General features: G+C 61.3%; 11 protein-coding genes. 5 read left to right on the top strand and 6 right to left on the bottom strand.

From position 1 onward, the window contains the following. Nucleotides 1-272: 272 nt before the first annotated feature. The 3 genes from modB to FTE24_RS04870 form a co-directional block, all read right to left on the bottom strand. Complete coding sequence (gene modB, locus FTE24_RS04880) at nt 273-959, bottom strand: molybdate ABC transporter permease subunit (RefSeq protein ID WP_150229089.1); 687 nt, start codon at nt 957-959, stop codon at nt 273-275. Beyond that, a complete protein-coding gene (modA, locus tag FTE24_RS04875) occupies nt 956-1888 on the bottom strand; it encodes a molybdate ABC transporter substrate-binding protein (RefSeq protein ID WP_150229091.1) in 933 nt (310 codons plus the stop codon). Before modA ends, modB begins: the two co-directional genes overlap by 4 nt. A 199-nt stretch (nt 1889-2087) precedes the next feature. After that, nucleotides 2088-2795 carry a YwiC-like family protein gene (locus FTE24_RS04870; protein WP_150229093.1) on the bottom strand — a complete coding sequence of 236 codons (708 nt, stop codon included), beginning with the start codon at nt 2793-2795 and terminating at the stop codon, nt 2088-2090. Nucleotides 2796-3086: 291 nt separating this feature from the next. On the opposite strand from FTE24_RS04870, the gene FTE24_RS04865 reads away from it, so the two are divergent. After that, entirely contained in the window at nt 3087-3512 is a 426-nt protein-coding gene (locus FTE24_RS04865) for a hemerythrin domain-containing protein (protein ID WP_150229095.1), read from the top strand. Then, the gene (locus tag FTE24_RS04860) at nt 3509-5431 is read left to right on the top strand and encodes an SEC-C metal-binding domain-containing protein (protein ID WP_150229097.1); all 1923 of its coding nucleotides are present in this window, start codon (nt 3509-3511) and stop codon (nt 5429-5431) included. Before FTE24_RS04865 ends, FTE24_RS04860 begins: the two co-directional genes overlap by 4 nt. 231 nt (nt 5432-5662) lie before the next feature. Here FTE24_RS04860 and FTE24_RS04855 read toward each other — a convergent pair whose 3' ends face one another. Beyond that, nucleotides 5663-8152, bottom strand: coding sequence for an S-layer homology domain-containing protein (locus FTE24_RS04855; RefSeq protein ID WP_160441653.1), 2490 nt, complete (start codon nt 8150-8152; stop codon nt 5663-5665). 216 nt (nt 8153-8368) lie between these two features. Here FTE24_RS04855 and FTE24_RS04850 point away from each other — a divergent pair, with 216 nt between their 5' ends. Next, nucleotides 8369-9421 carry an NAD(P)/FAD-dependent oxidoreductase gene (locus tag FTE24_RS04850; RefSeq protein ID WP_141449842.1) on the top strand — a complete coding sequence of 351 codons (1053 nt, stop codon included), beginning with the start codon at nt 8369-8371 and terminating at the stop codon, nt 9419-9421. A 165-nt stretch (nt 9422-9586) separates the two neighbouring features. Here FTE24_RS04850 and FTE24_RS04845 read toward each other — a convergent pair whose 3' ends face one another. After that, complete coding sequence (locus tag FTE24_RS04845; RefSeq protein ID WP_150229100.1) at nt 9587-10555, bottom strand: glycoside hydrolase family 43 protein; 969 nt, start codon at nt 10553-10555, stop codon at nt 9587-9589. A gap of 230 nt (nt 10556-10785) precedes the next feature. Here FTE24_RS04845 and FTE24_RS04840 point away from each other — a divergent pair, with 230 nt between their 5' ends. Beyond that, entirely contained in the window at nt 10786-12018 is a 1233-nt protein-coding gene (locus FTE24_RS04840; RefSeq protein WP_150229102.1) for an aminopeptidase, read from the top strand. A gap of 90 nt (nt 12019-12108) precedes the next feature. Here FTE24_RS04840 and FTE24_RS04835 read toward each other — a convergent pair whose 3' ends face one another. Next, complete coding sequence (locus tag FTE24_RS04835; protein ID WP_150229104.1) at nt 12109-13251, bottom strand: zinc-dependent alcohol dehydrogenase; 1143 nt, start codon at nt 13249-13251, stop codon at nt 12109-12111. A gap of 291 nt (nt 13252-13542) precedes the next feature. On the opposite strand from FTE24_RS04835, the gene FTE24_RS04830 reads away from it, so the two are divergent. Then, a complete protein-coding gene (locus tag FTE24_RS04830) occupies nt 13543-14346 on the top strand; it encodes a conjugal transfer protein TraR (RefSeq protein WP_150229105.1) in 804 nt (267 codons plus the stop codon). Nucleotides 14347-14536: the final 190 nt, after the last annotated feature.

Genomic DNA, 14536 nt, shown 5'->3' with positions numbered 1-14536 from the left:
AGCGGCTCTTGGCGGCTCCAAGCGCTTACACAGGCAGAAGCCGCTCGAAGCCACAGCCGCAGCCACCGCAGCCGGGCAGCCAGAGATTCTCTCCGATTCGGCCTCCGGTTGGGCCGGTCACAAACTGAGGGCATGCCATCGCTCTGGCTCGACGCTTTGTTCGGGGAATTCGACTCATTCGCCGCGCCAAAAAGCCGTTTGCAGCGGAAAGCTCCGCTGCAAACGGCTTTTCTTAGGTCGGATTAGCGCAACCTTCCCTGCTCATGAATCGCTCAAGCCTTCCCCGGCCGCCTGCCCGTCAGCAGAAGCAGCAGGAACGAGATCGCCACGATCGCGATCGTCCACGCCCACGCCGACGACAGATGGCCGGCATCCACGGCGACGTAGATCGCCGTCGGCACGGTCTGCGTCCGGCCGGGAATATTCCCGGCAATCATCAGCGTCGCGCCGAACTCGCCGAGGCTGCGGGCGAAGCCGAGCACGTAGGCCGTCTTGAGCGACGGCAGAATCAGCGGCAGCGTGATATGCCGGAATACTTGCCGCTCGTTCGCGCCGATCGAACGTCCGGCGTCTTCCAGGTCGCGGTCTACCGCTTCGAAGCCGACGACCGTCGTCCGGTAGACGAGCGGAAACGCGACCACGACGGCGGCGATCACGGCCGCCCACCACGAGAAGATGATCGGCGAATGGAAGACACGCTCGATCAGGGCGCCCAGCCCGCTGCGCCGGCCGAGCAGCATGAGCAGCAGGAAGCCGACGACGGTCGGCGGCAGCACGAGCGGCAGCATGAACAGCGTCTCCAGCAGCGTCTTGCCGCGGAACCGCTCGCGCCGCGACATGCCCCACGCGGCGGCGGTGCCCAGTACGATCACGATTACGCTAGACAGCAGCGCGACCTGAAGCGACAGCCGGACCGGCGGCCAGTAGTCGCTTCGGCCGAACTCCGCGAGCAGATTCATTGCGCGGCGGAGAAGCCGTAGCGACTCAGGACCTTGAGCGCTTCCGACGTTTGCAGGTAAGCGTAGAAGTCCCGGGCCGCCTTGGCATGGCCGGTCGCCTTGACGACGCCGATCGGATACCGAATCGGCGAATAGCCGGCCGGATCGACGTCGAACGCGATTTTGACCCGGTTGGAAGTCAGTGCGTCCGTCTTGTAGACGAAGCCCGCGTCGGCGTTGCCGGTCTCCGCATACTGCAGCACCTGACGCACGTCTTTGCCCTGCACGAGCTTGCCTTGCAGCGGCTCCCACAGTCCGGCGTGCGCCAGCGCTTCCTGCGCGTATTTGCCGGCCGGCACGCTGTCGGGCATGCCGATCGCGATCGTCTTCACGTCTGCGCGCCGCAGGTCTTCGATCTTCGCGACGGTCGAATCGGTCGGCACGACGGCGACCAGCGTATTGGTCAGCCAATCGGTCTCGTACGCCGCGTCGATCAGCCCGCCGTCAAGCAGCGCCTGCATGTTCGGAGACGAAGCCGACAAGAACAGGTCGGCCGGAGCGCCCTGCTCGATCTGCCGCTGAAGCGCTCCGGAAGCGCCGAAGTTAAAATCCAGTTCGACGTACGGATGCTCCGCTTCGTACGCGCGTTCCAGCTCTCCGAGCGCGTCGGTCAGGCTGGCCGCGGCGGACACGGTGAGCGTCACGCGCTCGGCCGCGGACGGTTCCGCCGCAGCGGCGCCGTCGACTCCGGCGGCCTGCCCGGTATCCGCCGGTGCGGAAGCCGCACGTTCGGCCGGCTTGGCGCCGCAGCCGGACAAGATCAGCAGCAGCGCAAGCAGCGGCAGCCAGATCCGCGGCGCAATCTGCCCGCGCGAGGTCGGACGAACGTCCGCGCGGCGATGTCCGGCCAGCCGCGTATCGCGGACCCGTAAAAGGGTTCGGTTGTTCATGGGATTCCTCTCCTTTGGGCCGCGGCTCTCCGGGGCAGCACTTCGGAGAGCCGGGCGGTTCACCTCATTACGATACACAATCTTCGCCGCCGAGTCTACGTTTGTCCGCCGCTTCGCCGGCCCCTCGCCCGCCGTGCTCGGTTCGGGTCCGGGCCTGGGCATCACGCGGCCCGCCTTTTTCGGGGTTTGGCCGTCTTTTTCACGCATGCGCGAGCAGCAGGGTTACATACAGCAGCGCCGCAAACGCGATCTCCCCCATTCCCGTCAGCTTGATGTTCAGCCTCCTGCACGGCAGTACGATCGCGCGCAGTAGCAGGGCGGCAAACGGAAGAACGAGCGGCAGGCCGAGCCAGGCGGCGTACGGAACGAGCAGCGCATGGTAGGCGACCGACGCCCGGTAATACCGCGGATTCTTTTTTTTCCGGATGACGGTCTTGACGTACAGCGCGGTGCCGACGAAGTACAGGCCGAGCAGGATGAACAGCCGCGTGGTGCGCGTCCAGTCCGCTTCGGCTCCCGCGCCGACGTACACGACCGGATAGATAAACGAACAAAACAGCAAAATGGCGACGATATCGTTCGGAAGCGCGCGTTCGTTTTTACGTTTGGCAAAATAGGCGGGAACCGCGAACGCGGCCAGCAGCAGTCCGCCGTAGCCGATCAGGTTCGGTTCCGCCGCCGCAAGGGACGCGGCAAGCGGGATCGCAAGCGCCCCGTACAGCAGCGCAGGCTTGCGATACCGGTCGGCACGGCCTGTTTTGATCCATTGAAGCACGGGAAAACTGAGCAGATACAGCAGCGTCCAGCACAAAAAGAGCGGGATATGCACAGGCGCGGCGCCGGCAATCGACAATCCGAGCAGAAACGGCAGCAGCAGCATGGCCCAGGCGCCGTGCTGATTGGGCATGTAACGGTTGATGGCAAACTTCCTCCTCTGCGGGCGAATACGAAACGAAGCGCTCCCAAGCGAAGCAGCACCCGGCGTATAGGCATCTGCGAAAACGATACCTGTACGAAGCAGCGCCTGCGTGCGGACCGTCGTCCCTTACGCGTCCCATTCTATAGAACGGGCCCGGCGGCGACCAATGAGGGACTTCCCTGTTTCGGGCCGGGAAATGCCTAACCGCCCCGCCGCAGGGGACTGCGCATGCTATACTGAACGCAAAATTACGCATCGATCAGAAAGGTGGAATTCGATATGGGAGGACCTTCCCTGCGGCAGCTGCACGCCCATCATGCTATTCACGAAGGAGGGCTGAGCGGCGCGATCGGCAAGACGGAAGAAGTGGAGGAACTGCTCCGGGCAGGCGAATTCGAAGTGGCCCGGCAGGCGGCGGACCATCTGGTCGACTATTGGATCACGCGCATTCTCAGCCATGCCGACGCCGAAGAAGAAGGCTTTTACGCGGAAATGGCCGGCGACGATCCGCAGCGGCAGCTGTCCGTCGTGAAGCTGACGCGCGATCACGATATCATGCGCATGGTCATCGCCGATATTCGGGCACAGCTGGCCGAAGCGGGCTTGACGCCGGAAGTCATGCGGCAGTTTCAGGCGCTGATCGTCGTCAATGCCCTGCACAGCCGCGAAGAAGAACGGCTGCTGCTGGAGGAGTCTGCGCGATGACTTCCATCCCGCTCGCCCCTGTTCCCCGTACGCCGGGCCGCAACGATCCTTGTCCCTGCGGCAGCGGATCGAAGTACAAAAAATGCTGCGCCCGCAAAGACGAGACGTTCCGGCACAATCGCGGGAAAAAGGCGGCGCTGGAAAGCGTGCTGCGCCGATTTTTCGAGAACCACCCCCGCCCCGCCGAGCAAAAAAATCTGTCCGGGTGGAAAAGCGGGCTGGACGAACAACTGCGGGCTGCGTACGGCGCCGACAAAACGGACGCGATCGTCGGCGATACGTTTTTTTTCGGGCGCGAAGTGTCGATCTGGAACACTTTCCTGGAGCGGGAAGCGCAGGAACCGGCAAACGCGGCGATTGCCGGCGCGCTGGGCAGATGGGCCGATCCCCGGTTCGCCGTGCTGCGAATTCTGCCGAATACCGCGGCGCCCGAAGCCGGAACGGAGCTTGAGACGGCTTCCCCGCCCGACGAAACGATGCAGGCATCGGAACTGCTGACCGGCGCCCTGTTCGCTCTACTCGCCGGCGACGAGTTCCGTCCGCAGCCGGGCAAGATCGTGCTCGGCTTCTGGATTCCGGGCCTTGAGCACAGTGAACCGCTGACGGCGCTGAACAGCCTGGTGCTGATCGAAGAGCCCGAAGAAGAGTCCGTACGCCGGCTGGAAGAACGGTTCCGGGCATCCGGCGCGGCGGATGCCCCGCGGTTCTACCTCGACAACTTCGCGCTGGTGTACGAGACGTTCGGCCGCGAAGCGCAGCCGCCGTCCGCGGCCGGGGAGCCGCTGCCGCAAGCCGTCGCCGAAGCGGTCGAACGGCTGGAGAAGTGCCTCATCGACTGCGACGTCAAGCACGACTCGCTGATGGACGTCTTCTTCCGCTTCCTCAAGCGCAAGCGCGAGAAGCCCGATCCGGGCACGGCTGCGGCGGCGGCCGTGCTGTTTGGCCAGCGGCGGGGATGGCTGCCAAGCGAATGGGACTTCGGGCGCCTCGCCGCCAAGTTCGGGGCCGATCCGAACGAAGCCCGGCAGCTGGCGCAGGATATGCTGGCGTTCGAGCAGCGAACGTCGATCTACCGCGAAGCCGAAGAACGGATCGGCTTCCGCGTCGGCACCGATCCGGAAGCCGAGGAATTCCGCCAATGGCAGCTTTACATGCACGTCAAAGATCTCGACGTGCCGGGCGAAGCCGCGCTGCGCCGGCAGATGGACTACTATGCCCGTCTTCCCTATTCCCCGGCGTCGCGCGAGGAAGAAGCCCAGCTGCGCGTCTACGAAGCTTACCTCGCGCGCGAAGCGTCGTTCGGCGCGGAGAAGCTGGCGGAAGCGCTCCGCCTCGATCCCGACAATGCCGACGCGCTGCTGCTGAGCGCGGAAGCCGAACCCGACGCCGCGCGGCGCGAACAGCTGCTGGAGCGGGCCGAGCAGTCCGCGCTTCGCCGCTACGAGCCCGACGTGCAGCCCGCCTGGCTGCATCTGCCGAACCGGCCGTATCTGCGCATCCTGCTGCGCCGGGCCGTGCTCGACGCCGAAGCCGGCCGCGCCGCGGCCGCGTTCGAGCGGCTGTACCGGCTGCTGCGGCACAATCCGGCCGACCATCAGGGCGCGCGCTACGCCGCGCTGTCCGCCCTGCTCGCCCAAGGCGATCTGGACGCCGCCTCGAATCTGCTCGGCCATTATGCGGAAGGCTCCGGCGACAACGGATTTTACCGCTGGTTCGAATGGGCGATCGCCTACCGCCGCGACCGGTTCGGAGCCGCTGCGGCCCAAGCGTACCGCACGGCGGTCGAAGCGAATCCCTACGCCGAGAAATACGTCCGGGATCGCCCCGCCGCGCAGCCGTATCCGCGGTCGGCCGTCGTCACGCCGCGGTCGCCGGAAGAAGCGCGGCTGATCTGGACGCTGCTGCGTCCGGCGCTATAGCAACCGGCGCTCGGGAAAAGAACGGACACAGATCGGATACCGATCGGACACGGGGCGGCGAAACGTCCGCCCTGTCCGCCCTATTCGTGCCTATCCGTGCCCGTCTGCGCCATCTGCGCCTGCGCAGCTGCACCCCCATATGCCAAAAAAGAGTTCGAAAACGGCACAGGCCGTTTTCGAACTCTTTGCGTTTGCGAAGCTTCACGGCGCCTTGAACGCCGCTTTTCAGTCTCAAGACGAAGGCAGCGTATAATCTTCCAGCGGATTGACGACCGCTTGCCCGCCCTGAATAACGATTTTTTTCGCGATTTTAAAAGATGCCGTGCGCGTAGACACCGAGATGTCCGTATACGTGCCGTCCGGCAGCGGAAGGACGAACGTCCCGCTCTCGAACACGGTAAAGTATTCCTGTCCGCCCTGCGTGATCGCGAGCCGGCCGGTCTTGACCGGATTCCCGCTCGGATGGCGGATCAACCCGGACAGACTCGGCGGAGGCAGCCTCAGCTCGACGAGAGAGTCGGGCCGGGTCCCGGCTTCGAATTCCGCGCTTAGCGAAGTCCGGCTGCCGGCTGCCTGATAGTCCTGCACGACGTAAGTTCCCGGCTCGAGTTCGGCCGCAAATTCGCCCTGCCGGACGACGATCGGGATCGCATTCAGGGACACGGAAGACTGGGCGTTTTTGGGAACCGCGTTCAGCACGGCGTACGCCACGGGCGTTCCGTCGGCATACGTCAGCCTGCCCCGCGTATTCGCCCGAATATCGGTCTCAGCAAGCTTGATCTCGAGCGTATAAGGTTCCGGGCGATCGGGCACGGCAAATCGATACGAGAACGCGATCCGTTCGGAACGCTCGCCCAGGTAGCCGATCGCTTCGTAATCGCCCGGAACCACACGCGCATAGAATTCGCCCTGAACGACGCTTGCTTCATGAATTTTCCCGTCCGCCAAGGAACGGAATAACAGCTTCGCCTGCTGCGGAAGAGGCTGTGCTTCCCGGCTTAGCGTGCCGCGTACATTGTACCCGTGCACGACGATTTCGGAAGTTTTGCCCGGTTCAAGCGTGACCGGATCGGCAATCGTCTCCGTGAAGGGATAACCGAGCGGTCCGACCGGATACTCGACGTAAGCGCGCAGCGGCGTTCCCTGTTCGGCCCGCAGGGCGGCCTGCCCGTTCGAGATACGGCTGCTGCTGCGGTCCGCCAGATCGATGTCGGATCGCACCCGAATCCGGCCCGACGCAAGAGGCTGCCCCGACGAATCGACGACGCGCACGTCGGCGGCCGGCGGAACGGGAAGGTCGAGTTCGGCCCGGCCTCCCTGTACCGTAAACGGTTCTCCCAGTTTGACGGAAGAATCTCCCGCTTCGTACCGTTCGACTTCGTACCGGCCGTCGGGCAGGCTCAGGGCGAACCGCTCGTTCAGCGAGCGGGCCCGATACATGCTCAAGCCGTCTTCGGATACGATATGAAGCCGCTTCAGTCCGGCTTCGAGTCCGTCCGGCGCCGCCAGCCGAAGTTCGACGTTCCGCGTCCGGGCCGTGAATCCGATCGTCAGCGCCTCCGAACCGCGCACGGCAAAAATATCGCCGTATCCTTCCGTGTCAACGTTCGTCCCGCCCGCAGGTTCGGCATCCAGCAGCCGGTACATGCCGGCCGGCAGATCCCAGGTCACAAGGCCGTTTTCGACAGGCAGGTTGTACGACAAACCTTCTTCGATTTCGTACAAGTGGGCCGTATGGCTCCCGCTCAATGGAACGCCGTAGACGTTCTCAAGCACCCCGACGACCCCCGAGGCCGGCGGCATCGGCGTCGGCACCGGAACGGGCCTCGGCAGCGGGTCCGGCGCAGGAGCCGGCAGCGTCTCGGCCGGAGCCGAAGGATCGACCGGATCGACCGGATCAACCGGCCGTATCTGCGGGACCGGCAGCGTCTCCGCCGGCCGCTCAGGCTCCGGCAGGCGAACCGCGCCGCCCGCCGGAATGTCCGGCGGCGGTACCGCGATGCCGGGTTCGGAAGCCGCCGTTTCCTTGCCGGCGCCGCCTGCCGCTGCGCTCTCCGCCGGGAGCGAATCCCCCGCGTCCGCGCGCATCTGCGCGTTCAGGATCGCCCGGTCGATAATGACGAGCGCTTCGGCTCGGGTCACCGGCGCAAGCGGAGCGAAGCGTCCTTCCTGCACCCCGATCATCAATCCGGCTTCGGCGGCCGCCCCGATCGATTCCCGGCTCCAGGCCGGAGCCTTCTGTGCATCGGGATAGGCAGCGCCCGGTTCATGCCCGGGCAGATGCAGCAGCCGCACGATCAATACGGCGAACTCCTGCCGGCTGATCGGCACTTCCGGCTTGAACAGGCCGTCGGCATAGCCGTGCATATAGCCTGTCGCAAGCGCGCGGGACACTTCTTCGTAATACCACTTCCCCGCGGCCACGTCGGCGAACCCGATCTTCGCCCGGCTCTGCGCGCCCAGGGCCCGATTGAACATTTTCGCCGTTTCCGCGCGCATGATCGGCTCGTCGGGCGCGAAGCGGCGGGCCGTTCGGCCCTGTACGAATCCGCGCTGCGCCCATTTGGAAATGGCGGCTTCGGCCCAGTGATTTCCGATGTCTTCGAATCCGGCGATGCCTTTTTGCTTGAATTTGCTCGTTTGCGCCTGCGCTGTTGTCGAAGCCGCCGTCACGGTCAGGATCAAGCTCAGTACAAAGATGGAGATTGCCCGGTAACGCATCGTATTCGTTCCTCCGCTCATGAATAGGGTTGTAAAAAGACATAACGGGCCGCATCAAATGCGCCGCATCTTCTTTTTATCGACAAAATCCGCCTCTTCGTTTATCACCGCCGGAAACGGTCTTGTGAAGCCGAAACATTCAAGGTATAATCGTTAATGAGATTGATTATCATTATCCGTATAAAGCGGCACGCTAAACGAGGAGGCCACACAAGCATGGGAGACTACGAAGTATGGGACGTTACGATTATCGGCGGAGGACCCGCGGGGTTGTTCTCCGCTTTTTATAGCGGTCTGCGCGAAATGAAGACAAAGATTATCGAGTATCAACCGTTTCTCGGCGGCAAAGTTCACGTCTATCCGGAGAAAATGATCTGGGACGTCGGCGGCCTGACACCGATGCCCGGCGCGAAGCTGATCGAACAGACCGTCGAACAGGGCCTCACGTTCAAGCCCGACGTCGTGCTGAACGAGAAAGTAACGTCGATCAGCCGGACGGAAGAAGACGGGCATTTCGTGCTGCATACCCTCTCGGGCGAGCTGCATCGATCCAAATCGATCATTCTCGCCGTAGGCGGCGGCATTCTCAATCCGACCCGGCTGGACATCGAAGGCGCGGAACGGTTCGAAGTGACGAATCTGCATTACACGGTCAAGTCGATCGCGCGCTTCCGGGGCAAGACCGTGCTGATCTCCGGAGGCGGGCATTCGGCTGTCGACTGGGCCAACGAACTCGCTCCTTTTGCCGAAAAAGTGTATCTGACCTACCGCAAAGAAGAAATCAAAGGCCACGAAGCCGACATCACGAAGATGAAAGCGAACGGCGTCGAACTGCTGCTCAGCGCGTCGATCAAGCGGCTCGTGGCGAGCGAAGACCATTCGGAGATCGAAACGGTGCTGCTGGAGAAAAACGAAGGCCAGGAAGAGTTCGCGCTGGCCGTGGACGACGTCATTATCAGCCACGGGTATGAACGCGATACGGAACTGCTCAAGAAAAGCGAGATCAAGATCGAGATGAACGAGTACCAGATTCTCGGTTCTTCGTCGAGCGAGACGTCCGTGCCGGGCATTTTCGCCGCGGGCGACATCCTGCACCACGAAGGCAAACTGCATTTGATCGCCGGCGCTTTCCAGGATGCGGCGAACGCGGTCAACAAAGCGAAGCAGTATATCAAGCCGGACGCGGTCGGATACGGCATGGTCTCTTCCCACAACGAGCTGTTCAAAGAGAAGAACCGCGAGATCCGCAACGAGCTGTACAACAAATAGATCGACGTGTAAAAAGAAACCGCCCGAACGACAAAAAGTCCTCCGGCCCGCATTCCGTGCGGTCGGAGGACTTTTTGCGCTGCGAATATTCGGCCGCGGCTTCCGGGGCTTGCCGCAGATTCGATGCCGCGAGAACCCACAGCGCCCGGCAGCGCCGCTTCAGGCTTACAGCACGGTGCAGATCGTGCCGTCTTCGTTATAATGCAGCTCCGCGAACTTCACGCAGCGCTTATGGTTCACGCCTTCGGACATCGAGCTGTCGTGATAGAACAAATACCATTTCCCGTCGAATTCCACGATGGAATGGTGCGTCGTCCAGCCGATGACCGGATTCAGGATCACGCCCTTGTACGTAAAAGGCCCCTGCGGATTCCGGCTGACCCCATACACGAGCTTGTGCGTCGTCCCTGTTGAATACGAGAAGTAATACCAGCCGTTATATTTGTGCATCCACGGACCTTCGAAATACCGCCGCTCCTCGTCTCCCGCCAGAATAGGGTTCCCTTCTTCGTCGACGATCGAGATTTCCGCGGATGGTTCCCGGAACGCGAGCAGGTCGTCTGTCAGTTCCGCCACGCGCGGCCCGAGAGCCGGTTGATCCGGCGCAGGCCCGTCTGTCCGCTCCGCTTCGAATTCGCCCGACTGCCATTTCTCGAGCTGTCCGCCCCACAGTCCGCCGAAATACATATAAGAGCGTCCGTCGTCGTCGACGAAGACCGCCGGGTCGATGCTGAAGCTGCCCGGAATCGGCTGCGGCTCCGCCCGGAACGGCCCTGCTGGCGATTCGGAGCTTGCGACGCCGATTCTGAAAACGCCTTCATGATCGCGTGCGGGGAAAAAGAGGAAATATCGGCCGTCCTTGTACGCCGCGTCGGGCGCCCACATCTGCCGGGATGCCCACGGAACGTCGCGTACGTGCAGCGCTTCGCCGTGGTCGACGGCGGGCGATTCGGCGTCGTCCATCGAGAATACGTGATAGTCTTCCATTTTGTACTGGTCGCCGTTGTCGTTGCTCGGTTCGTCGTGATCGAGATCGTGCGACGGGTAAATATAAATCTTGCCTTCGAACACATGGGCCGACGGGTCTGCGGTGTACATTTCGGTAATCAGCGGTTGATGGAAATTCGGTTTCATGAGGGCTCCTTTGTCTACGCGGGATTTGGGATAGCTGTCAAAAGTATACTTTTCGCTTTACCGGGCCGCGGTTCCTGCTTCTGGACGTAAAATTCGTCGTTTTCGCCCGGTTTGCCGGCATTCTCTCCTTCTAATTAACCAATGTTAGATTTTCTTTCTTCGCATGATCTTGTACAATGGAACACAGAGCGTTTATTTTAATCAAGCAAGTGACGAAACGGAGGATTCATATGTCTGATTTTCAAACCAACCTTAACAAGTACGCCGAACTCGCGGTTAAAGTCGGCGTAAACGTACAGCCCGGACAGATTCTGATGATCGACGCCAGCGCGGATTCGCTCGAATACGTGCGGCTCGTCGTGAAGCATGCCTACGCGGCAGGCGCCAAATTGGTCAAAGTCAACCTGGCCGACGAAGCGATCACGCGCATGCGCTACGATCTCGCTCCCGACGATTCGTTCGAGATCGCGCCGAAATGGATGGCGGCGGAACGCGAAGAACTCGCCGAGAACGGCGGCGCCATGCTCGCGGTCGTCTCGAACAACCCCGACCTGCTGAGCGGCGTCGATCCGTCCCGGATCTCCACGCTGCAAAAAGTGTCCGGCGAAGCGCTTAGCAAATATCGCCAATACGTGCAGTCCGACAAGCTCGCCTGGTCGATCGTGGCCGTTCCTTCGGCTGCCTGGGCCGCCAAAGTGTTCCCTCACCTGAAGGCGGAAGAGCAAATCCCGGCCATGTGGGACGCGATCTTCAAAGCGGTCCGCGTCGATCAGCCGGATCCGGTCGCGGCTTGGCAGCAGCATATCGAGACGCTGACCGCCAAAGCGACGTACCTCAACGACAAGAAATACAAAGCGCTGCATTACACCGCGCCGGGCACCGATCTGACGATCGAACTGCCGTCCACGCATCTGTGGGTCGCAGCCGACAGCGAAAGCGAGCGCGGCTGCGCGTTCGTGGCCAATATGCCGACCGAAGAAGTGTTCACGGCTGCGCTCAAGACCGGCGTCAGCGGCACCGTGTCCAGCACGAAGCCGCTCAGCTACGGCGGCAACATTATCGACAACTTCATGCTGACGTTCGAGAACGGACGCATCGTCGACGTGAAGGCCGAGCAGGGTCTGGAGACGCTCAAACGTCTCGTCGAAATGGACGAAGGTTCGCATTATATCGGCGAAGTGGCGCTCGTGCCGCATAAATCGCCGATTTCCGATTCGGGCATTCTCTACTATAATACGCTGTTCGACGAGAACGCTTCGAACCACCTCGCGATCGGCAGCGCCTACGCGTTCAATATCGAAGGCGGCAAGACGATGTCCCGCGAAGAGCTGGCCGAAGCCGGCATCAACCAGAGCATCACGCACGTCGACTTCATGATCGGTTCCGCCGACATGAACATCGACGGCATTACCGAAGACGGCAGCGCCGAACCGGTCTTCCGCGGCGGCAGCTGGGCGTTCTAAATCGTTGACTCTCCTGCCCGCATCCCGCGGGCGCGCCAAAAGCCCTCCTCTTCCCTTGCGGGAAGCGGGAGGGCTTTTTTTTTGGAAACTTTAAGGTTTCAAGATGACTTTGATGCAGTCTTCTTTTTTACTGTCGAAAATATCGTATGCATGCTCGGCTTCGTCCAGCGGAAGTTTGTGCGTAATGATGTCTGTCGGGTCAAGCTGGCCGGTCTTGATCTGATTGAACAGCTCCGGCATATAGTGGATGACCGGCGCCTGGCCCGTCTTGATCGTTACGTTGCGCTCGAAGATGTGGCCGAACGGGAAGTTGTTGTAGCGCAGCCCGTACACGCCCGTGACCTGAATCGTACCGAATTTGCGCACGACGTTCGAAGCCATATGGAACGCGCCCAGTCCCCCGCCCTGCAGTTTGAGCTTCGTTTCGACTTTTTCCATAAACGTCTTCTCGGAATCGAGGCCGACGCAGTCGATGACGACGTCCGCGCCGCCGCTCGTAATCTCCAGCAGATGCTTGTCGAGGTCGTCGTTCTCCATGAAATTGAACGTCTCCACTTTGTTCGTGCGGCGGGCGTGCTCCAGACGGTACTCGACGTGATCGACCGCGATGACGCGGGACGCGCCTTTTTGCCACGCGAATTTTTGCACCATCAGGCCGATCGGTCCGCAGCCGAGCACGATGACCGTATCCCCTTTTTTGACGCCGGCATTATCCACGCTCCAATAAGCGGTCGGAATAACGTCCGACAGGAACAGCACCTGCTCGTCCGTTACTTCGGCGTCGTTCGGGATAACGAGCGGGCCGAAGTTGCCGTACGGTACGCGCAGCAGTTCCGCCTGTCCGCCGGCAAAGCCGCCGTACGTATGGGAATAGCCGAGCATCGCGCCCGTGTCTTTGGCCGGATTGTCGTTGGCGTTGTCGCATTGGCTTTCCATCTGGTTTTGACAGAAGAAACACTGCCCGCACGAGACGTTGAACGGAATAATGACGCGGTCGCCTTTTTTGACGTGCGTGACATCGGCTCCGATCTCTTCGACGATGCCCATCGGTTCGTGTCCGATAATGTAGTCGTCGTTCATGCCCGGTATTTCTCCGTTGAACAGATGCAGGTCTGACCCGCAAATGGAAGTCGACGTCACGCGAATGATAATATCGTCTCTTTTTTCCAGTTTCGGCGTGGCTACATCCTTGACTTTGACTTTGCGCTTGCCCTGATAAGTGAGTGCTTTCATGATCGCTGATCGCTCCTTCTGGGATGGGATTGGGTTTCGAACATGCGGCAGGGGCTTTCTTTTTCTCATTTAACCCGAAAGAAGCGGCCGGTAACACCCGGGGCTTTTTAGTGTGGATTACGATTAAGCAGGTCGATCAAGAACACCGGTCCAAGCCGCAGAACGATCTTCCGCCTTTCCGCCGAACAACGGGGCAAGATTGGTTTGCCTGCCGGGCGGGTATAAAAAGAACAGAAGCACCCGGGGCAACAAGCCCGTTCAAGCGTGCCAACCCGAATGGAGGAAAAAAAGATGAAGCACTTAAACGATTCCCAAATAGATCAACTCAAGCAGCTCCTGCACGAACGCAAAAGCGAACTGGAGCAGCACTTCGACAACTCCGAGAACACGACGGAAGGCTTCGAGACTTCGCTTCGCGTATCGACCGGCGAACTGACAGCCGTCGACAACCACCCGGGCGATCTCGGCACGGAAGAATTCGAGCGCGGCCGGGATATGGCGATCGACTCCGATCTGTCCGACCGGCTCGACGAAGTCAATGCTGCGCTGCAGCGGATCGAAGACGGCACGTACGGCATCGACGTCACGACCGGCAAAGAAATTCCGTTCGAGCGGCTCGAAGCGGTCCCTTATACGGCTTATAACGTCGATACGACGCCCGAAGACGGTCCGGTGTCCGATTACCGTCCCGTGGAAGAAGAAGTCATGACCGCTCCTCCTGCCGGCGCGGGCGAGAATCGCCAGCAGCATGCGGGCAAGTTCGACGACGCGAACGCCTGGCAGGCGGTCGAAAGCTACGGCAACGCCGACTCCCCCGCCATGTCCACCAAGCGTGACGTGGAGAGCTACGACGAGTTGTCCAGCGAGAACAACGTCGAAGAAGGTACGGTCGAGTCTTACGAGAACTTCACCGGCAACGATATGGCCGAAGGCAACCGGAGCGTCGAGATGACGCGTGCGGAACGCCGCTACGTCGAAGCCGGCGAAGGCGAACGCGTCGCGGAGATCGACGAGTCGGTCGAAGACGAAGCGGAACTTGCCCGGGCAGCCGAGCAGGCCGCAGCGGATTCCGGCAAGCGCAGCAGCGACGAATAACTCCCCCGTTTTCTCGTAGAATCCGCCGAATCTTCAGGCCCGGACGCTTATGCGTCCGGGTCTTTTTATATGCGTTAACTGCATGAAACTGCGAAAAAAGTAAGTATATAACGTAATATAAGCAGGTATGTAATAAAAAAAGCCCACCATCTTCCTAATTTCGTGTAGAATATGTAGAATGATAACTATT

It is taken from the genome of Saccharibacillus sp. WB 17, from assembly GCF_008634075.2.
Lineage (GTDB): Bacteria > Bacillota > Bacilli > Paenibacillales > Paenibacillaceae > Saccharibacillus > Saccharibacillus brassicae.
This window is presented reverse-complemented; position numbering and strand designations above follow the sequence as displayed.